The sequence below is a fragment of the Lysinibacillus sp. UBA6686 genome (assembly GCF_002455205.1).
GTDB classification, from domain to species: Bacteria; Bacillota; Bacilli; order Bacillales_A; family Planococcaceae; genus Lysinibacillus; species Lysinibacillus pakistanensis.
In genome coordinates this window covers 255-21,609 of the sequence record NZ_DKJS01000083.1, presented here as the reverse complement: position 1 = coordinate 21,609, position 21,355 = coordinate 255, and the positions used below count along the sequence as shown (strand labels likewise).

Below are 21,355 nucleotides of genomic sequence, written 5' to 3'. Positions count from 1 at the left end.
ATCAGTAAAAGGAGACCTTGATGAACAATGAACATAAACTGTCGTTATCACTATCAAACAATTTTAAAATCTATCTTTGTGTTTGCCTCTTTATTACTTGTTATTGGCGTACTTACTGCCTGCAATGCTCAATCAAGTAATAAAGAAGAAGAGGTAGTAACACAGGCAGCTTCGGGAAGCACGAAGGAGCAAAAAGATGTTTATCCATTAACAGTAAAGGATGAGCTTGGAAATGACGTGACATTACCTGCTAAGCCTACAAAAATATTTGCGCCTGTCATGGAGGATTCGCTGCTTGCTTTAGGCATTAAACCCATGATGCAATGGTCAAATGGCGTGAAGCCACAGCTCTATTTACAGAATCAGTTACAAGGTGTACCAGAAATTAGCTTTGCAAGTGGTCCTCCATCTGCAGAGGCGATTATGGCAAACAAACCAGATATAATTATATTGCACAACTCATTTTATCTTGAAAATGGCACTTATGAAAAATATGCAAAGATCGCCCCAACATACGTATTCAAAAATGCAGCAAGTGATTTGGAAGGTTCTATTAAAGTATTAGGGCAGCTACTTAATGAACAAGATAAGGCTGAGCAAGCATTACAAAGTTATCAAGAGAAGGTAGATGCTGCACAAGCGAAGCTAGCTGCTATTACGAAAGGGAAAAAAGTGGCGTTAATTCGCTTTAATGCGAAAGGTATGTTCTTCATGACTGATGAGTATTTCAGTGGCTATGTATTAACACATGAATTAGGCTTTGAACAAAGCAACTTAGTGAAGAATGGTGCCTTCGAGGTGTCATTAGAAATTTTGCCAGAGCTTGATGCAGATTATATTTTCCTTATTAATGATGGCAATCTTGGCGATGAATTTTTAAAGGAATTTAAGGAAAGTAAAATTTGGCAAAGTACAACAGCCTTCAAAAACAATCACGTATACGAAACAGCAGGAGATTATTGGCTAAATGGGGGCATTCATGCACAGGGAAAAGTCATAGATGATGTATTGGAGTTTTTAACGCCATGAAAACAATGACAAAGAAACCCTATGTATCAAAAGACTATTTTGAATACATGATGACTTCCCAACAGCAGTTAGACTATCGAATATTGATTGTGACTCCAACAGATGAGCCGCCAGCAGATGGCTATGCTGTGGTATACGTCTTAGATGGAGATGCACTTTTTCCAACACTTGCAGAGGCAGTGAAGCTACAAACAAGAAAACCAAAAGGCTTTGACGCCATTCTTGTTATAGGTATTGGCTATCCCTCAAAGGAGCCATTTGATATGGAACGACGATGCCTTGATTTTACACTACCTGTAGGTGAGGAAAATCTACCACCTCGTCCTGATGGTACGCCTTGGCCTCCTAATGGCAAGGCGAATGATTTTCTAGATTTTATCGAACATGAATTGATGCCTAAGGTGGCAAAGGAATGGCCCATTAATAAAAGTAAACAAGGCATTGTGGGGCATTCATTAGGTGGTCTTTTTACTCTATATGCTTTATGTGCAAGACCTTATTTATTTACGCACATCATAGCTGGAAGTCCCTCAGTTTGGTGGGCTGATAATGCTGTGTTAAAAGAAATGGAGAGATTTAGTGAAACTTGGAATGGGAATCATACTATCAATCTGCTGCTCACAATTGGTGCCAATGAACTGGCTGCTATGCTTGAAGGGGCTGAGCAAGCAGCAGAACGAATGAAGCGTTTAAGTGACAAGAATATTCACACCAATTTTGTGAAGTTCGATGAGGAGGATCATGTTAGTGTTCTTCCCTGTATGCTTAGCCGACTCCCCCGTTTTTTAAATACCTAGCTGAAAAGCGCTTTGATACCCCCTATTAGATAGACAGATTACAAAATAAAATCTGTTTATCTAAGGGGAATACTTTTTATGAGGCGAGGCAAACATTCTATCTAGTAAAACTACAAATCCTTCAATTGTTCAAAGAAGGGTGTGGAAAATTTCCATTATCATCAAACTTTTTATAGCTGGAAATTAAAATATGAGCCAGGTGAACGCGAAGAAGCTACTCTATGTAAATTCTATTCAAAAGAGTTAAAATTAGCGTTGATGACTAGATTCATTTTTATAATCACTATCGCAACCAGACACGATTAAACGGCTTAAGTCCTTTAGAATTCAGGGCTCAAACCGCTCTTTATTATTTCCATTATCTACTTGACAGGGAGCAGTTCACTATCCATTTTTTGCATTCTTTATTTTCTTTTTACGGATAACCTTTAATAAAATTGTTATGATGATTATGATCATTATAAAACTTAAATATGGAATCCACCATTTAATAGTTTCAACAATTCCCTCCGATAATCCAAAGCCCATTAGAAATTCAACCATATTATCTACTCCTTTTATTTAAGTCTATTGTCCAAGATTACTTGTTTTGCACTATGATAAGTTGCAATGAAATATATTGCATATAGTAGAAAAATAATCCCGAAGCTTACAAACATATTCTGTTTTATAGAAACTTCAAAAAACGGTTCTAATTTCTCCAATACAACCTTAGTAGTAAAGATTGATAACAAACTAGCTAAAATTAAAGGTGAAATAAAATAAAATCCAATTTGTCTAAACAACAACCTATTAATCATTTTTTCATCTGAGCCAATTTTCGATAAAGTCAGATATCTTTCTTTGTTATCCTGTATTTCTGTTAATTGCTGTAATGCTAGTATTGATAAAGTGACAATCATGAATATTATTCCTAAGTAACTGCTAATAAAAGCTATTACTCCAAATACTCCAAAGTAAGTATCTTGTATTACGCTTTTAGTTACGTAGTAAATATTCCCATCAAGAGATTTTTCAACCCATTTATTATTCATTATTTTATAGACCATGCCCTCAATTTCTTGTGAGGGAAAAATACCATTCAATAACAAGCTATCTGGATTCATTAGATTTTTCATATTATCTGGTACAACCACTGTCCCTACATCATTTGCCCTTGTTGAATTTGTTAAGTAAGTAATGTTACTAAATATTTTTTTGTTTGCTGGAGTGAGCTCATTATCACCTATTCTAATTTTCCCTTCATTATTTAAAAAATAATGAATATGCTTATTAAAGGGTTCATAGTTTGCATTAATAATGAAATTATTTTCTCCTAGCTGAATTTCTTCTTTTCCAGATAATTTCAATATTTTATTGTAATCTGTCTCGGTTATCAAAGTAACTTGTGACATAAGTAATTCTTGTTCTAAATCAGATAGTTTTACTTGTTTCTCTTTAAACAATTCCCCATATGTTAAACCTGTGTTAAACAACATTATTTCAACATAATTCACAAGATTTTCTTTAAGTGGAATACCATCTTGTTTTGCTGTTTCTAAAAGACCATTGTTTTCATCATATGGTTGTACAATTGTTAGATCAAACGGGGTTGCAGTGGTAACTTGCTTATTCATAGAACTTGTAACACTAACTCCAGTACCTAAAACAACTAGTGAAGCCATCAGTAATGCACTTAAAATACTTATTACTAGAAAATTGATTTGCATTTTACTTCCAAGTTGTCGAAACAAAAACGAATTTAATTCTTTAAAATACAACTTTTTATTTCTTTTTGCCCAAAATACCATTACACCAGAAATTGTGTAGTAAAAAAGAATAATACCAAAACCAAGAAGTGAAACTATCCCTGTTAAATAATTTTTATCAAGCCCATATTTCAATAACAATAGAATTCCAGTAGTTATTAGAGTAATCGCTACTAAGAAAAGACTACTTGTTACCCATTTGTTATAGACCTTTAATTCTTGATTTTTACGATTTGCAATTAATAAATCGATAAGTTTAATGTTCATAATATTACGTGTATTAAAGAGCGCTACTATAATATAAATAATTGAAAAACTTATAATAGTCTCTTTTATAGCTACTTTTGATAACAATAATTTATATCCAATTGCATCTCCTACAAACATTTTTAAAGCTAATATTGAAATTACTTGTGACACTAAAAATCCTAGCCCTAGTCCTATAATTAAAGCAAATAACCCTACTAAAAAAGTCTCTCCTACAAAAATGAAGGATATCCGCCATTTACTCATTCCTAATGTCATATAGATACCCATCTCTTTTTTTCTTCGCTTCATTATAAATTGATTCGCATATATAATGAGAAAAGCAAAAACAATTGCAATAAATCTTGTTAATAGACCAATATATGTAACTAATGCATCCCCAAAAATCTCCATAGAATAATTTAAATCATTTAAAGCTGGTTGTGATGATACTGAATTAAATGCATAAAATAGGCTGACACCTAAGACAAGAGTTAGAAAATAGATAGCATAATCTTTAATACTTCTGCCTACATTGTTATATATCAATTTAAAACTCATCATTGATATTTCCTCCTAGCAGTGCAACAACCTCCATAATTCGATGAAAGAAAGTTCTACGATCATCGTTTCCTCTTATTAGTTCATTAAAAATTTGCCCATCCTTCAGAAAAATAATCCTTCTGCAAAAACTAGCATTATAAGGATCATGAGTAACCATCAAAGTAGTGGCATCTTGTTGTTGATTTAAAATTTCCAAATTTTTCAGCAGCATTTTAGCGGATTTACTATCAAGAGCCCCAGTTGGCTCATCTGCTAATAGTAAAGTAGGTCTTGTTACAATTGCTCTAGCTGCAGCAATTCTTTGCTGCTGACCTCCTGACATTTGATATGGATATTTGTATAGTACTTCTTTTATATCTAACGCAGTGGCAACTCTATCCACTTCGGGCTCAATTTCATTCGCTGGATAATTAATGATAGATAATGCCAAAGACACATTTTCGAATGCAGTTAGTGTATCTAGTAAATTATATTCTTGAAAAATAAAACCCAATTTTTCACTTCTGAATTTTGATAATTTATGGCCCTTTAATTTGGTGATATCTTCGTCATCTATAAATACATGACCAGCAGTTGCAGTATCGATGGTTGAAATACAATTAAGTAAAGTCGATTTACCGCTCCCACTTGGCCCCATAATAGCTATAAAATCACCTTTTTGCACTTCAAATGAAATATTTTTCAATGCATGGGTCACATTACCCTTATTACCATATACCTTTTCAATATTTTCAACTTTTAATATTGTATTCACTTTCCCCATCCTGCTCCTTTTATGGATTACTTATCCTTTTGTTACCATAATATTACCATCGGATGAATTGACAAAAAATCGATTATTGTATCATATTATTACCGTTTTGTAAGTTTACTTGCACTTCACTATAATGGTATGAATAATGGAAATAAATCCAGTCATTGGTTTAAATAAAAGGAGAATTATACATGAAAATATTCATTATCGAAGATGATCCAATTATCAGAAAGGAACTTTTTAATTTTTTAGAAAAATATGGATATGAGTGCATGAGCGGAGATGATTTTACAAATATTGTAGAAGATGCTTTACAAAGCATGCCACACTTAATTATTTTAGACCTTAACCTTCCTTATCAAGACGGTTTTCAAGTGTGTCGTGAAATTCGTAAGTCGTCATCTGTTCCCATTATTATAGTAACTAGCCGCGACACTTCCTTCGACGAACTATTAAGTCTTCAAATAGGAGCAGATGACTTTATTACAAAACCATATGATTTACAAATTCTTTTGGCTCATATTCAAGCCGTTTTAAAAAGAACATACGAAATTTCCAAAAGTGTTATTCTTACTTATAAAGATTTGACTCTGGAAGTATTAAAAAGTAAGGCGATTTATAATCGTACAGAAATAGAGCTTACAAAGAACGAATTATGCATTCTTCGACTACTGATGTTGAATAAAGGAAATGTTGTTTCTAGAGATGAAATAATGAATGAACTTTGGCAAAATGGAGATTTTGTTGATGAAAACACTTTAAATGTTAATATTTCGAGGTTAAGACGTAAATTGGAATCAATCGGTTTAAAAAAGTATTTATTAACGAAGAGAGGACAGGGTTACCAGCTATGAGCTTAATCGAATTCTTTAAGGAAAAACAGTTATCTATATTTCTTCACTTTCTTTCATTGCTAATCATTTCCTCTATCCTCTATTTGTATAATGAAAATGGAAGTTTAGTAATAGTAATTGATTCAATACTTCTTTTTTTCTTTTTCATACCATTAGGAGTAAAATACTATCAATTAAAAAATTATTATGATGAAATAAAAAATATTTCAAAACAAATCAAAGAAAAAACATATATTGCAGATATTGTAGAGGAACCTCCTTTTTTTTCAGGGAAATTCTTCTACAACATCCTCAATGAAGCAACAAAAAATATGAATGATTGTATTTTCTCTTTAAAAAACGCTCAACGTGATTATACCGACTACATTGAACTTTGGGTGCATGAAATAAAAACACCTATAACTGCACTAAAATTAATTATAAGCAACCATAAGGCGTTCGAAAGTACCCTTATTCAAGAAGAATTATTAAAGATAGAAGGTTATGTTGAACAAGCATTATATTATGCAAGAAGCAGTACTTTAAATCAAGATTATAGAATTGAAACATTTACACTAGATAAGGTTGTTAATTTAGCCATTAAATCACTTTCCCTAAGTATTATTCGTGCTAATGGTAGCATACATAAGGATAATCTTGATTTAAGAGTTACATCTGATTCAAAATGGATTGTTTTTATTTTAAAACAATTAATAGATAATGCTATTAAATATCGACATAACTCACTTAAATTGTCTTTTATTTCAGAAAAGGTAGAAAACGGAACTAACTTGTTAATATCAGACAATGGTATAGGTATAGCAGCAACTGATATTGAAAGAATTTTCAAACGAGGGTTCACAGGAACCAATGGCAGAAATTATGTTAAATCTACTGGAATGGGTTTGTATCTTTGTGAAACTTTGTGCCAAAAATTAGGCTTACGAATAAGTGTAGATTCCCAAGAAAATATGGGTACTACATTTAAAATATATTTCCCAGATAAACTACGAATATTCCAATAAAATAAACAAATAATTTATAACGTATATAAAAAATTTTATTTCAAATCCCCTTTTTCATTATATTGACTGCCTTATACTATAAAACAAATTAAAGTTTATAAATAAAAGCCAAACAACTGTAGCTCTCTACAATTGTTTGGCTTTTAATATCTCTCCAAATTACTATATTGATAAATTGATTATAACGTTTTAGAATCTTTAAAGTGTGAACTAAAACTTTAATTAGATGTCTATTATACGATTTTGATTAAGGTTTTCTCTCAATTTTAATATATTTCTGTTGGTCGTTTGTATCTAGTACGCCTTGAGAAATATTACCGTATTTATCGACAGTTGCAAAGTAAATACGGTCACCTTCCATAAATACTTTATTCAGATTAGAAGACTTCGTTGTTAATACCGATCTTTGTGAGTTATCTGATGAATTTTCAGGTTTACCAGTACCTGCAACTGAAATACCATTAGCAATACCAGGAACAGCTTGTCCAGCCGCTATTTGGTCAGCATGCTCACCTGCAAAAATAATTTCTTCTGCGGTTAAGTCTCCAGGAACAACATTTACACGGACTGCATAATAGAATTTTACATCATCTCCTGCGTTTGCAAGTTGATACATAAACTCAAGCTCTCTGTAAGAATGGACATTCCCCACTGAGATATTCCCCATTAATGTAGCTGATCTGAATGCCACACCTGATTTTTGGTATACATATTTTCCAAAATCCTCAACATTGAATTTATTACCCGTGTACCCTGTAATATTGTAATCGACTGCTTCATTTTTCATTTTCACTGTAAATGTTTTATCTGCCGTATTTGGTGCCACTGGTTTGATAATCAACTTACTTTCATCTGTTGTTTTTGTACCTTGTGTATACTTAACAAATTGATATTGAGACGTAATATCTTGACCTGATTCATTCGTAATTGTAAGTAAATTTAAATTGTTTATTAAAGAATTACCATTTTCATCGCGCATAATGGCTTCACTAAATGTAATCGTAAATGTATCATCTGAATTACGATAAACAATATTACGTTTCTTTTGACCATCAACTGTCATTTCAATACGTGGTGGTGTACCATCAGAATAGAAATTTTCTCTCATCCAGCCCGTGCTTGATTCATCGTAACCATCGGAAGTAGCGTTGGATCTGTACACTGTTATATTTCCATACGTATCTGCAGCACCAAAATACACAACATATTCCTTATGCGGCTCTAAAGTTACACCTGTAGCTTCAGATAATGGGAATGATCCCTTTCCACTTTTCTTAACACTTGGGCTACTTCTTAATTTTTCCTCTAAGAATTTACGTTCAGCAGGTGTATCAATTTTTAGATTTGCTGAATCATTTGTCGTGCCATCTGCATTTTTCTTCGGTACAAACCAATAATGAAGCTCTGTTGTTTCATCAGTATCAAAGGAAATCATAGCTTTCGTATCATCATTTTCTTTAGGTTTTACTACTAAATTTTTAATTAACGGTGCTCTTGTATCACCAATCATTTCCTTAGAGGTAATTTTAGAAAGTTCCCCGCCACGATCCTTTAAGACCATATACACGGAATAGCTTAAGAATGGATTCAGTTTGTCTTTCGAAATCGTTATTGGGAATTTTTTTGTTTTTTCCTCTAAATCAGCTGGACCCGAGCCACGGTCAATATATATATCCTTCCCACCAATTTGGAAATAGCCTGATTTTAAGGATGATTCATTTGCAAACTCATTCACAAAATCACGTTCTGTAATGCCCTTGTCTGTTAAATATTGCTTAAACGTTTTTACTTCTCCATTGTCTTCAACAGTATCAGGTAGCACCATATAATAATAAGTACCAGCCTTACTTGGCTTAAATTCTACTTCAGAACGTCTATAGTTATCATTTTGATCTGGCTTACTAACTACATTTTCAATCGTTATGACAGGCATATCAAATTTTTCATGGATATATTCCGCATAGTTTCTCACAGGTTTGCCAGAGTCAACGGTATTGACATTTTCAAAATCATTACCCGTTAAGTCCTTTACGCCCGGTAAAACAGTAGCGCGCAATGTATCACCGTACACAAAGCCTGTTTCAGAAGGAATCGTTAATAATACTTTTTTATCCCCTTCTTTATATTCTACTGCCGAAGGTTTAATTTTATTTTGTCCTGTTGTGTTAACAATAACTGTCCCTGATAAATCATAGTTGTTTATATTACGAGCGCTTTCAGGATCTAATGCTTCGTTTAAATATAAATAAAATTGATTTGCTTTTCCTGCTGGTTCTAGCTTCGTCTGCTCAACATAAGGATGAATATTATCTAATGCACTTGTCGTAAACTCTTTGATAGCCTCCTTCGGAATAGGGTCTACCGAATAGTTACCTGATGCATCCTTCATTACTACGTAGAGCTGATACACTTCTTCGGCCTCTAAGCCTGTTAAAATCTCCGTAATTCCTAGTTTACCTGCAACAGCCTTACCTGTACCTGTTGGCTTCGCTACTATATCTGCGGTTGTCGGATCAGCTGCAGTTGTCTTTTTCCGAACATAGTAGTAGTAGTCCCCTGGCTCGCTTGCAGTAAATGTAAACTCTGCTCGTTTTCCACCATGTAAAGGATTCACTTTTAGAGATTTTACTACTGGCGGTGACGCATCCTTCATCTGGAAGGATTCTGATTTTAGATCAGAAACATTTTTCGCACCATCTACAACCATTATATAAATAACATATTCTTTTTTCTCACCTAGATTTGTCACTTTAAAGGTGTTGTTATTTAATACAGCCGAACCTGTTCCACTTGCAACATTATCAGTAGAAACACGATCAACCATTTCTCGTTTTGTTGGTGGTTCAGCGTCCTTTTCTCGAACTATATAGTAATACGTGCCGACTTTATCTGAAGTAAAATCTACCTGTACATCACTACCATTCAATACAGATACTTTTGTGATATTAACAACAGGCTTAGTTTTATCAGCAGGCTTTTGGTTTTCAATATCATCCTTATCGATTGGTTTACCATCTGGATCTGTGATACTACCAATATTATCTTTATCCTCTAAGAAATCATCGAAGATATTATTTGGTGATTCACCCTTCGGTATAATGACTTTGTCAATATACGTGTATGGACCAATATCCACCCAGCCAAATGCATTATCCACATACAGTGTACCCACTCGACCGTCTATATAAAGCTCTAAATCTGTAAAGCTATTGTAGTTAATCCAGTCGATATTGCTATCTCCATAGATTGTCAGCTTTGTTTCTGTATCAAGGTTTAGTGTTCCGATATCACCTTGAATCTCAAATTCTCGAACACTTCCGATAATATCCACACGTGGCAGCTTAGTATTCGTTTCAATTTTAGTACCGCTTTGAGATACAACTAAACGCGAGACAGTGCTGTTATAAAATTCAAGATGTTTTTCCACATTTTTCATGGTCACTTTTTCTTTAGACCAGTTAACAAACGGTTTGTTTTTATCTGGGTTCTTCTCTGAATTTTGATTTGTCCAATTTTGAAGATCAGACGATGAATTGCTATTGGACGAGGACGAGCTTTCCCCATTTTGATTTTCTGGATTAGACCAGTTAATAAATGAAAAATTCGTACTTGCTGTGCGCCCAATTGATAATGGCTTGTAGCCGGAAACATTTAAATGTAAAGGTGGACGCACTGTTTCGTTTACTAGCATTGTGCCAGTCAATGTAATATTAGAAAATCCAATATAGTTTCCATTGACAACAATGGTTGCACCAAATGAACCATACTCACCATCAAAATCTAAAAATTTTGAGCTTGTGCCGCTTGCATTCAATGTTAGCTTTGAAACAGATTGAATAGTCTTCCCAGCTAAATTACCTTCAATAATTGCTCCCTGTAAAACAGGTGCATTATACTCATTAAAAACGTTTGCTAAATTGTCAGGTACCGTGTAAGGCTCAGCATTTATGTAGACTACATCATCTTCAATACCCGTAATCTTGTAAGAGGACGCATTCCCCTTTTTATCTTGTGCGCGAACAATGAAAGAGGCAATCTGACCACGAGTTACTGGATTAAATGGAGAAAATGTAACTGGCGTAGTTCCTTCTGTAACTTTTAAATCCACTAATGTTTGAATATAAATGGCATTACTCGTTTGGCTATTAACATCCTGAAAGCTATGATTATAATTTGAAGCTACCTCAAATTTAAATCCAAGCACTAGCATTTTTGCTAATTGGCCACGTGTAATAACTTCATTTGGCATAAATGTTCCATTCGAATATCCAGACATAATCCCTGCATTTTGTAATGCCGCTACGTATTTGTAATATTCACTACCTTTTGGAACATCCTTGTAATAAGGGTCCTGTACATTTTTTAGGTCTAATTTTAAGACAGTAGCCAGCATTTTAGCTGCCTGACCTCTTGTTACATTTTGATTTGGTCGGAAGGTATTGTCTGCAAACCCACTAATTGCACCCTGAGAATATAATTTTAAAATATTATCATAGTGACTTGAATATTGATCGATATCCTTAAACGGTGAGGTAGCTGCTTCTGCCTTTTGTGGTGGTGGCACTACTAAAGCAATTCCACTAGTAGCAAAGACAGTTGCAATAAGTGCTTTGTTCACTTTTTGGATTTTGGTTTTATCCATTCCACTCATCCTTTCACTTTATGGATTTTGATACGCACAAATATCAATTTCATCATACCCTTTATATCGACAGCAAATTAGAAAACCTTCATAGTTAATTCTAAAATACTAGTAGAAAGTCACGCATTAATCGGTGCTTTGTGAATTTAAAGTGTACATTTGAGCAGTGAGTACGACTTTTTAGATTTCCCTGTCCTATTAAGCAACTTTATGAGCATAATTCATTCATTTTTCTTATAGGATTCCTACACAAAAAAACCAAGGAGCATCGGTGCTCGCTTGGCTTTAACGATATATAGGCATACATCTAGTCGTTCTTGTAAATGTCATAAGGGAAAGGGGGATAACCTTACGTCTTGTCAAGTCGATCAAGAGATGTGTCCCGAGTTTGCATATTATTTGAACATGATTTAGAAGTGATATATGTCAAATCATTTAAGATTAGCTTGCCCAAATGATTTCTACATTAATCATGTACCCCTAAAATAGCAATGTATGCCTATCTGTCATAAATTTTTTACTAATTTTCTTGCCCAGCTACCATCACTTGATTACGACCAGCCTGCTTAGCAAAATACAATGCCCCATCAGCAGCTTCAAATAATGCTTCCGTTGAATCAGCCATTTGAGGATAGACAGCCACCCCTGCCGATAATGTCACAGGTCGACCACAAGGACTAATCGTGTTAGCTAAAACCTGACGCAGCGTCTCTGCAACAGAAGCAGCTTCATCCGCTGTAGTATTAGGTAGTAGCATAACAAATTCTTCCCCACCATAGCGGCAACACACATCTCCTTCTCGAGCGACAGCTTTCATATTTTTCGCTAAAAATTGCAACACCTTATCTCCCACCGCATGGCCATATGTATCATTCACACTTTTAAAATGATCTAAATCCAACATGATGATAGCGTGAGGTAGCTTGTTTTCTTGCCATTCTGCCAGCATTGCATCCATCGTACGTCGATTTGTTACCCCTGTTAGTGGATCAGTGGTCGATTGATCCTTGAAAAACAGTACCTGTCCATGTAAAAAAGATAAGCTCCTTATTAAAACACTTTTTAAAGAATACGCTTCAAAATACCAACCTTGGACAGATTTTAGCCCTTCAACATTTTTACTATCTAGGCTCTCCTCTGTTAAAGTGGCTAATTGTTGTAAAGGACTAGCAATACGTGCTGCCGCCCAAAGCACTATAAGGATTGAAACCAGCATAAGTGGTATAGATTTTATCGCCACATCCTGTACCCGATCAAACGAAGGCGCTAATGCAACATCTAAAGGTCTTTGAGATACAACTCCCCACCCTGATAAAGATACTGCACTATAGCCTGCAAGCATTTTAATGCCTTTTGTGTTCTCGACTAGCTGTGCTCCATTCTCCCCAGAAATTACAGCTTTCACGACTTTATTTTCAGTAACTATATCATTGACTCTACTTGGGTCCTGATGGTAAATCACTCGACCATCTTCGTCTACTACATATACATAAGAACCATCATGGCTATAATGTTCTCCCAATAAATTATTAAAGGCATTTTGTTCCTTTAAATAAAGGCTACCAGCCACCATTCCTAGATATTCATTGGATGCTGAGAATATAGGATAAGATATAAAAATAATTAGACGCCCTGTTATCGCCTCATATGGTTTTGATATAAGCGGCTCCTTTTTAGTTAAAGCCTCTTTAGCACCAACTGATGTTAAAACCTCTCCCTTTATTTCTATAGAGGGAGGTGAGATAGAAAGTACACGGCCATCTGCATTCGTAATAACGACAGAGTTAAACATACTATTTTGCATTTTCAAACGATCTGTTTCCTGCTCTAATGCATTTCCATCATTCATCCTTGAGCTTATATTGGAAGCACTATAACCTAAAATTTGAAAAGCCTCCTCTAGGTAAGCATCTGCTGTAGATGCTAATTTTTGTGCGTACACTCGATTCGTTTCTAATGTATTTTCTTTAATCGAGTCAACATTCATTTGGTAACCGCTCCAGAGACTACCAATACTTGTAAAGAAAAAGGCAGCCATTGCTACTCCCATAATTAAATGTTTTAACTTTAACCGATTTGATTTCAACTTTCACACCCCTATTATTCTTAATGAGTACATTTCCTTATTTTATTAGAAATAATTTATTGAAAACAGTGATTTTTTATAGATATTTTATATCTAAAGTAACATTATAGTGTAAGTACCAAAATTTATCCTCTCGTTTTTTTAGCAAAAATATAGTATTTTTATAGTAATAAAACGCTCTATTTCTGATAGATTTTTATTAGATATTGTACTTTAACAGAAGAGGATTGAAGTATGTTGATTTATAAAACAGCTCCAATTTTATTGGGCTTTGGTATGGGATTATGGGCTAAAGCTTCTATCAGCTCAAATAAAAAGGCTTATTCGAGTGCTTTGACAAAAAAAAACGCCTCAAGTATTAGCTTTCAAAGTGAATATAAAATGGAATGGCATCGAATAGGGACAGATGATTCCCTATTTTCTCTTGTAGGAAGGCATAATTCTCAAGTCGTTGGTGGATATGAAACAAGAATAGCGCATAAAGCATTTGGTATTAAAATAGGTGCTAGTTTAACAGAGGTTACTAAAAAATATGGGTCTCCTCTCAAAGCTATTCACTATCAAAATACAAGTTACTTGCTACATTATATTGATTGTACAGACAATGTAGCACATGGTACCTATTTAATTAATCAGCACTATGTCACTTTTTTCTATGATTTACACAAAAACAATATAGTTCGCTCCATTCTTTGGATTCATGCTGTTACAGAATTAAATAAAAATAGTTTCTACGGAAAACCTTCCAATGAATTACGGACAGGATTTGAAGATTTAATGGTTGAGCTCATTAATAATGAACGAGCCGTAGAAGGATTGCAACCACTTATTTACGATAAAAAGTACAATTCTATTGCGCGCCAACATAGTAGCAATATGATAACTCATCAATTTTTTAGCCATGAGGATCATAAAGGTTATCATTCTAATGATAGACTTACTGCTGGTAGTGTAGATTATTTCTGGTATGGTGAAAATATTGCCTCTGGTCAATGCAATAGCATTTTTGCTCATGAGGCATTAATGAATTCTGCAGGACATCGTAGGAATATTTTAAGAAAAGAATTTACGCATGTTTTTGTCGGTGTCTGCTTTAAAAACAATGGTTCACCTTATTTTACAGTGAATTTTTATTCAAAGTCATAGCGTACACTTTGACATAATATTTCTATAACAATATAAAAATCTCTATGTACTTTCTATTACATAGAGATTTTTTCGCTTTTATATTTACAGAATTTTCAAATAAAAGGTGATTATTATCTGAAATTTGACAGAAAATCTATATTCGAAATTTTTTTACTTTTATTGTTATTCTGACATATAATTTTCAGGCTAAGTATTTTATAATAAAAATTAGCATAGTCAAGCCATCATTTTTTCTGTTATAATACTGATAAATTTATATTACACTGTATTAATACAGATACAATATACGCTTTTCAAAATGGGGTTAAGAGAAAAGCTACTAGGTCTCTTAATATAGATGGCATTAGTAGCTAAACAAAAGGGGTTGGGAGATTTGGGTATTTTAAAGGGGTTAAAAATTCTCGATTTTTCTGCATTACTGCCAGGGCCAATGGCAACAATGATATTTGCTGATTTAGGTGCGGAGGTTATCCACGTTGAATCTTCGAAGCGCGTGGACTTAACACGAATCATGCCTCCTTATGATGACGATCATGAGGCATATATACACCAACATTTAAATCGTTCTAAAAAGTCATTAACGTTAAATTTAAAATCGCCAGAGGCTGTAGAAATCGTGAAGTCACTCGTTCATGAGTACGATGTTATTATTGAAGGATTTCGACCTGGCGTTATGCAACGACTTGGCATTGGCTATGAGGCTCTAAAGGAAATTAATCCAAAGGTTATTTATTGTGCAATTACTGGTTATGGTCAAACGGGACCTTATAGCAATCGTCCAGGACATGACAATAATTATTTATCATTAGCTGGTGTACTGGATTACTCTCGCCATAAGGATAAAAAACCCGTTTCGATGGGAATTCAGTTAGCTGATATTGCAGGAGGCACCATGCATGCTGCAATTGGCGTACTGGCTGCTGCATTACATCGTGAAAAAACAGGCGAAGGGCAATATGTTGACATTAGTATGACCGATGCTGTATTTTCACTTAATGCTATGTATGGAGCCGCATACATTGGAGGGGGGCGTGTGCCTCAGCCAGAGCAGGAGATTTTAAATGGTGGTAGCTACTATGATTTTTACAAAACAAAAGATGGGCGATTTTTCTCAGTAGGAAGTCTTGAGCCTCAATTCCGCAAGCTGCTATGTGAAGCCCTTGATATTCCTGAGCTTATTGATAATACTTTTAATGATTCATACTATACACAAATTCGTTTTAAAGAAGCCGTTCATGATGCTTTTTTATCAAAAACCTATAATGAATGGCTAGAAGTGTTTAACGAGGATTTTGAAGGATGCGTGGAACCTGTCTTAACCTTTCCTGAAGCGTGCGAGCACCCACAGCTAAAGGCTCGTGGCATGATTGTTGATATTCCCAAAAGCGATGGTACGACGCAAAAACAAATTGCATCTGCCTTTAAATTTGATGGCGCTCAACCAGCATATAGGCATGTAGGCGCCAAGCTTGGAGAGCATAATGAGGAAGTGTTATCTGTTCTTGGCTTTAGTGCAGAAGAAATCGCTAACTTAAAAGACAAGGGCGTTTTAGAATAAACATCAAAAAGAGTATCTAGTGCATATTTACACTAGACACTCTTTTTAATCATTCCTGCTCTACATATGCACTTATAAACACTCGTAAACTTTCGAAATGATCATCTATAAGTAAGTACTTCTTATAAATTTCCATTAATTTTTCAAAGAGCTCATACTGCTCTGTTACAAATAGAACCTTTAAGATATTTAATATATGAAGGGATGCGCTCTGTGCAACAAAATAATACGAAGCCTCTGGTAGACGATAATTTCTACGCCATTCATCAACAGATAATCCGATATGCTGTAATGAATTATTCACAAGTAAAGCAATATCTTGTTGGACATAAGCCTCTATCGCTATGAAATGTTCATTACTATAGTTTTTCTGCACTAATGCTGCATGTATTTTTTTATTGGATGCTAGTTTATGCTCCTTTAAAAGTGTTAACCCCTCCTGATAACGCTCGGTTCTTACGTAATGATCGAGTAAAATAGCATATAAGTTTTCTAGAAAATTTAGTTCATAATTTTTGATAATAGCGGGAGGTGTTGGCTTACGATTAGGCAATAGTTCTTTATACTCCAGCATAATCTCTATTGCATAATTATTAAGACGTTCATCCTCTAATAAATATTCTCCATACTGGATAACCAATTCATCATTCTTCTCCTGATGTGCTATATGAAACAGAAGGTAGGCAATCAACACCTTTTCTTTCTCTGTCAACGCATACATTGAATAACGCCAATCCGCTTCAAAAGCAGTAATTAATGACTTAACACAACGATTATCCCCTTCGGCTAACCGGTAATGCACTACGATTTGGTAAAGGTGTAACTGTTTTTTTTCTAAGCACGTTGAATTATGGTTATCCACATAAGTTATACACTTATCCAGATTTTTTTTGTAATTATTCACAAAGTTATTCACATGTGCATAAGTTTTTCTTGCAGAATGCTCAAAATGACCAAGCATTTCATGAATAAATGTGAATTGTTCTAAAGGTTTGTGGATAAACAGTGAATAAATCTTTTTCATAAACAACCAATGCCAAAATAGAGTATGTTCTTTATAAATCATATGCACAAAATATTCATTATTTAATTTATATAAAAATATAGTTTGAAGTTCGTTAACCGGCATTGTAATTTGCATTCGTTTGCCAAAGATTAACCATATTAACCGTTCAAAGTCCATTGTATGCTGTGCAAAAAGCTGCTCAAAAAAAATTTCTTTCCCTCTTTGCGTATAAAAAAAATCATTCAGACGATCATGTACAAATTTAGCATCCATACCCTGCTTATCAAAAAAAGCTTGCGTATCTGTAGTTACATGACCCCAATATTTCCTCGCAGTTGAAAAAGCAATATTCATCGCCATTTCCTCATTCACTAAAAATAAATTTGGTGAAAGGGCAGTACCTAATATTTTTGGGTCTGCCTGTAACTTATTCTCCGCCTCTGACCAAGTTGACAGCACTTTTTCAGTACCCTTTTCACCACTACGTTTATATGCCATGAATAACTGCTCATCACAATCCAACAGCATGAAATTGGAGCCCCCTATCAAAAATACTAACAAGCTTAGCTAATGCTCTTTCTTCAATATAACAAATCTAATCCAACATATGCTAAAAAAATTATGATATGCCTTAAGAATACGACAAAAGTATTCTTATAAATGTGACAAAGAAAAACCCATCTATTGAATAGTAACTTAATAGATGGGTTAACATTTAAAATTTTCCTGATAAAGGGCAAATGAGTTCATTGGACAAGTGCTTATAAGTTGGTAGCCCATTGGCATTGTCACAATTCACTCATTGCCTATGCTAGACAGTGCTAGCTGCATACACAACTTAGGGAAGTTATGTATAATTCACTAATATAATCGAGAAATTAACCTTCTCGTAACAGTAGACGAGTAACCATTCAAATAGTTACAAAAAAATCTGTCAAATTTTTAATTGCCCTGCATATATGGATTACACAATTGTTTTACCAGAATGAAGGATATTGTCGTGTTTCTCGTAAATTATTAATCACTATACCAAAGAACACAATAATTAGTGCACCTATTAATACAGGCATCACCAAATAGCTCCATCCATAGCCTCCTAAAATAATAATAATAGGATTAGCTCCTGCCGGTGGATGAATAATTCCCGTAATCGCCATTAGGAAAATCGTTAATCCTACACCCATACTAATGGAAACAATACTTGTTCCTAGAAGGGAATATATAGATAGACCAATAAAGGCAGAAATAAAATGCCCTCCAATAATATTTCGTGGTTGAGACAACGGTGCATTCCAAACCACAAATACGAGTACACAGCTACCACCTAGTGAGGCCATTAGCCAGGGTGTCCCTGTGTAATTCGTCAGCCAAAGCAGCACAAAAATACATACTAATCCCCCGACCGCACCTGTGAGAGCGTCAGCAAAATTTGTTCTCGATGGTGCATGTCCTCCACCTCGCATTTTATTGAGATATGCTTTAAAACTGTTTGTTTTTTCTCTTTTTTCTTGTAAATGCACGAAATCTGCCATGTGTCACCATCATTTCTATGTAAGAATTCTAATAGAACTATAACAATCTTTTAGCTATTTAGAACTTGTTCTATTATAGCAACTAATCAATAGAAAACAATTTTTATTTGTCAATCTTTAGACAAAAGTCTTTGCCATCAAAAAAAAGCAAACCAGTTTTCATAGTTTGCTTTTGTGCTTATTTTCATCGGTCAATCATATTGTTTTTTCACTGGTTTATAAATTCGTGCTTTTTTCAGTACAGTTTTCGGTACCTGGAAGGTTGCTGTTACAACTCCATGATGACGACCAATTTCAATGGAGCCCGTAATGGTTGCTCTGTTCATCACCTCAGGCTCGCTCATCTCAAAAAGCTTTGCAGCACGACTTAGGGCATTATTTGTTGCCTCATTTAATGATGTTCCAGAGCCAATGATTGATACAGGGAATGCATCCTCCACCTGTTTAACCCCAAATTCCTCCGCAAGCTCACGAGCACGGCGTTTTTCTTCCTTTGTAAAAGGTTTAGCTGTATAAGGTAGATCTTCAGCATTTGGCAATAAAATTGGACCTTCCAATGACGCTTTTTTCAATACACTCACCTGTAGTTGGACGATACCAGCAACATCTGTTGTATGTCCTGCAATTTCACCGTCTCCCTGCATGGCGTGCATATCACCAATATAAACGCCACCTCCAGGAACCTTAACTGGACAAATAATGGTTGCCCCCTCACGAACACGGCTTATATCCATATGCCCATCTGTACGATGTTTATCCAACTCCTCTTGTGTAAAGGCATATTCATGCGGTGCCCCAATTAAAAATGAACCAAAATCACCTGCATTATGAGAGTCTGGCATAGCCTTGGATGGCGTCGTACCAAGTTGTCCTAAAAATGGTCGCATTCTAGCCATAATGCCAACTAAATCACTGGGCGCTAATGCTACTACCGGATTTTGTATAGAATTTTCAGGTGTGCGCATATAATTTTTCCCATCCAGTGCAATTCGACGTGCTCCTTCTCGACCAACAGTAACACCAATATTCCCCTTATGATCGAATGCCATCGTGTAGCCATTGGTCATTTTAAAAGGGGCCGTTTCGGTATCACATGTGGAACAGCGAATGGCATGCTGACCGATTCCCTTAACGATAGTGCTCGGATGAAGTTTGCCACAGCCTGGACATTTTACGGAAACAAATGGGTCCCCAATAAATCGATCGTTAATAACCTCATCGTGTCCAGATACCGTTGCTAATGATGTCACCTGAATGGATTTAATCTTAATGACAATGGCATCTCCTACCTCCGCGCCTTCTACAAATACAGGCTTCGTCACTTCATGTCCACCACGAATTGTAGGTGTCAGCATGGGTCCCCAGCAACCAGGTGTTGTATTAGCAATAATCGTTCCACCATCCTTAACAGGACCAAGCATTTTCTGCGAAGGGTCTAAAATACCATCTATAAACTCATTTACGAATAATGTTTCTACGGCTTGCGGTTGCTGCTCGAAATGTTCATCTTCTATTCCTATTTCTTTTTCTAGCACTTGCAATTCGTTTGTCATTTTTCGTCACGCTCCTAGTTTGATTTTTATGTATTTATGTTAAAAACGCTCTCCACAAATTGCAGAGAGCTATTCTTTCTTAATTGTTCATATATAAATCATAAACGTGTGAGAAATCTTCTTTTTTATATTTGTCCTTATGATCTAATATCCAGCTATTTGCGAAGCGTGTAATTTCCTCGAATGATGTAGAAGGAGTAACATTATCATTACCAATTCGTCCGATGGATGAGGAAGCAATTTGTAAGCATTTTTCTGCTGCCTCTAGCTTGTAGGCATTTTGCTTTTGCTCATAGCTGATTGCATGTAACGCTTTATATAAGTCTTTAATATCATCAATAAACCGTTTATGAATATCGATGGATAATGGAGAATTACCTATTGTAAACTTAATTTCGACATCAAGATCAATTGTTCCTGCTGTTTCGAGAAAAACATCTGTAATAGCATACATAGAATAATCATAACGGCGCAGTAATCTCTTCTTGCTCATGGCACTTTCCCCATCAACATGTATAATTGCTCTATTTGTAAAGCAATACTCATCTGCCTTCGTTTTAATTAAAAAATAAATTTTTTCATCTATTTCATGCAAAATAAAATCATCTGCATCCGTTTTATCATAATCCTCACGCGGCACAACTATGCCAATATCCGACAATCCCAGTGCATCTGCTGCTATTTTTTTGAACATTTGCTTTCCCTCCTAGTTATTTAATACTCTCTTTACGGTTTATACTCTGTAAAAGTTTCGAAAAGGTCCTTGTGCTTTAAAAGTGCACAAGGACCTTTCATGTTGTTGAAATAGTATTATGTCAATGAAATCAAGGTGA

16 protein-coding genes are annotated in these 21,355 nt (G+C 34.8%); 7 read left to right on the top strand and 9 right to left on the bottom strand.

Translation table 11 applies throughout. From position 1 onward, the window contains the following. The first annotated feature begins 27 nt into the window (after positions 1 to 27). The 3 genes from B2R82_RS22485 (at position 28) to B2R82_RS24130 (ending at position 2,251) form a co-directional block, all read left to right on the top strand. Positions 28 to 1,029, top strand: a complete 1,002-nt coding sequence (locus tag B2R82_RS22485) for an ABC transporter substrate-binding protein (protein ID WP_286927177.1) — start codon at positions 28 to 30, stop codon at positions 1,027 to 1,029. Beyond that, positions 1,026 to 1,826: an alpha/beta hydrolase gene (locus tag B2R82_RS22480; RefSeq protein WP_286927176.1), complete on the top strand. Its 801-nt coding sequence runs from the start codon at positions 1,026 to 1,028 to the stop codon at positions 1,824 to 1,826. The genes B2R82_RS22485 and B2R82_RS22480 overlap by 4 nt, the downstream gene beginning before the upstream one ends. Positions 1,827 to 2,092: 266 nt before the next feature. Next, positions 2,093 to 2,251, top strand: a complete 159-nt coding sequence (locus B2R82_RS24130; protein WP_376781239.1) for an IS3 family transposase — start codon at positions 2,093 to 2,095, stop codon at positions 2,249 to 2,251. Here B2R82_RS24130 and B2R82_RS22475 read toward each other — a convergent pair. The 3 genes from B2R82_RS22475 to B2R82_RS22465 are packed head-to-tail and all read right to left on the bottom strand — an operon-like array spanning position 2,211 to position 5,138. Beyond that, the gene (locus B2R82_RS22475; RefSeq protein WP_286927175.1) at positions 2,211 to 2,369 is read right to left on the bottom strand and encodes a hypothetical protein; all 159 of its coding nucleotides are present in this window, start codon (positions 2,367 to 2,369) and stop codon (positions 2,211 to 2,213) included. The genes B2R82_RS24130 and B2R82_RS22475 overlap by 41 nt on opposite strands. Before the next feature lie 14 nt (positions 2,370 to 2,383). Further along, positions 2,384 to 4,384, bottom strand: coding sequence for an FtsX-like permease family protein (locus B2R82_RS22470; protein WP_286927174.1), 2,001 nt, complete (start codon positions 4,382 to 4,384; stop codon positions 2,384 to 2,386). Next, entirely contained in the window at positions 4,371 to 5,138 is a 768-nt protein-coding gene (locus B2R82_RS22465) for an ABC transporter ATP-binding protein (RefSeq protein ID WP_286927172.1), read from the bottom strand. Before B2R82_RS22465 ends, B2R82_RS22470 begins: the two co-directional genes overlap by 14 nt. Positions 5,139 to 5,329: 191 nt before the next feature. Between B2R82_RS22465 and B2R82_RS22460 the strand changes: the two genes are divergently transcribed. After that, entirely contained in the window at positions 5,330 to 5,992 is a 663-nt protein-coding gene (locus tag B2R82_RS22460; RefSeq protein ID WP_286927170.1) for a response regulator transcription factor, read from the top strand. Further along, positions 5,989 to 6,996, top strand: coding sequence for a sensor histidine kinase (locus tag B2R82_RS22455; protein WP_286927168.1), 1,008 nt, complete (start codon positions 5,989 to 5,991; stop codon positions 6,994 to 6,996). Before B2R82_RS22460 ends, B2R82_RS22455 begins: the two co-directional genes overlap by 4 nt. 247 nt (positions 6,997 to 7,243) lie before the next feature. Here B2R82_RS22455 and B2R82_RS22450 read toward each other — a convergent pair whose 3' ends face one another. Together B2R82_RS22450 and B2R82_RS22445 are read right to left on the bottom strand one after the other, a co-directional pair. Next, positions 7,244 to 11,638: an S-layer homology domain-containing protein gene (locus B2R82_RS22450; RefSeq protein ID WP_286927166.1), complete on the bottom strand. Its 4,395-nt coding sequence runs from the start codon at positions 11,636 to 11,638 to the stop codon at positions 7,244 to 7,246. Positions 11,639 to 12,158: 520 nt separating this feature from the next. Then, positions 12,159 to 13,724: a sensor domain-containing diguanylate cyclase gene (locus B2R82_RS22445; RefSeq protein ID WP_286927164.1), complete on the bottom strand. Its 1,566-nt coding sequence runs from the start codon at positions 13,722 to 13,724 to the stop codon at positions 12,159 to 12,161. Between the two features lie 234 nt (positions 13,725 to 13,958). Here B2R82_RS22445 and B2R82_RS22440 point away from each other — a divergent pair, with 234 nt between their 5' ends. Together B2R82_RS22440 and B2R82_RS22435 are read left to right on the top strand one after the other, a co-directional pair. Beyond that, a complete protein-coding gene (locus tag B2R82_RS22440) occupies positions 13,959 to 14,870 on the top strand; it encodes a CAP-associated domain-containing protein (RefSeq protein WP_286927162.1) in 912 nt (303 codons plus the stop codon). Between the two features lie 376 nt (positions 14,871 to 15,246). Further along, complete coding sequence (locus B2R82_RS22435) at positions 15,247 to 16,431, top strand: CaiB/BaiF CoA transferase family protein (RefSeq protein WP_286927160.1); 1,185 nt, start codon at positions 15,247 to 15,249, stop codon at positions 16,429 to 16,431. A gap of 49 nt (positions 16,432 to 16,480) precedes the next feature. Here the strand turns inward: B2R82_RS22435 and B2R82_RS22430 are convergent, their stop codons facing one another. The 4 genes from B2R82_RS22430 to B2R82_RS22415 all read right to left on the bottom strand — a co-directional run bounded on the left by B2R82_RS22430 (position 16,481) and on the right by B2R82_RS22415 (position 21,216). Continuing rightward, positions 16,481 to 17,965: a hypothetical protein gene (locus B2R82_RS22430; RefSeq protein ID WP_286927158.1), complete on the bottom strand. Its 1,485-nt coding sequence runs from the start codon at positions 17,963 to 17,965 to the stop codon at positions 16,481 to 16,483. Between the two features lie 449 nt (positions 17,966 to 18,414). Continuing rightward, complete coding sequence (locus B2R82_RS22425) at positions 18,415 to 18,969, bottom strand: HPP family protein (RefSeq protein WP_286927156.1); 555 nt, start codon at positions 18,967 to 18,969, stop codon at positions 18,415 to 18,417. A 191-nt stretch (positions 18,970 to 19,160) separates the two neighbouring features. Further along, positions 19,161 to 20,522, bottom strand: a complete 1,362-nt coding sequence (locus B2R82_RS22420; protein ID WP_286927155.1) for an acetamidase/formamidase family protein — start codon at positions 20,520 to 20,522, stop codon at positions 19,161 to 19,163. A 79-nt stretch (positions 20,523 to 20,601) separates the two neighbouring features. After that, complete coding sequence (locus B2R82_RS22415; RefSeq protein ID WP_286927153.1) at positions 20,602 to 21,216, bottom strand: PH domain-containing protein; 615 nt, start codon at positions 21,214 to 21,216, stop codon at positions 20,602 to 20,604. Between the last annotated feature and the right edge of the window lie 139 nt (positions 21,217 to 21,355).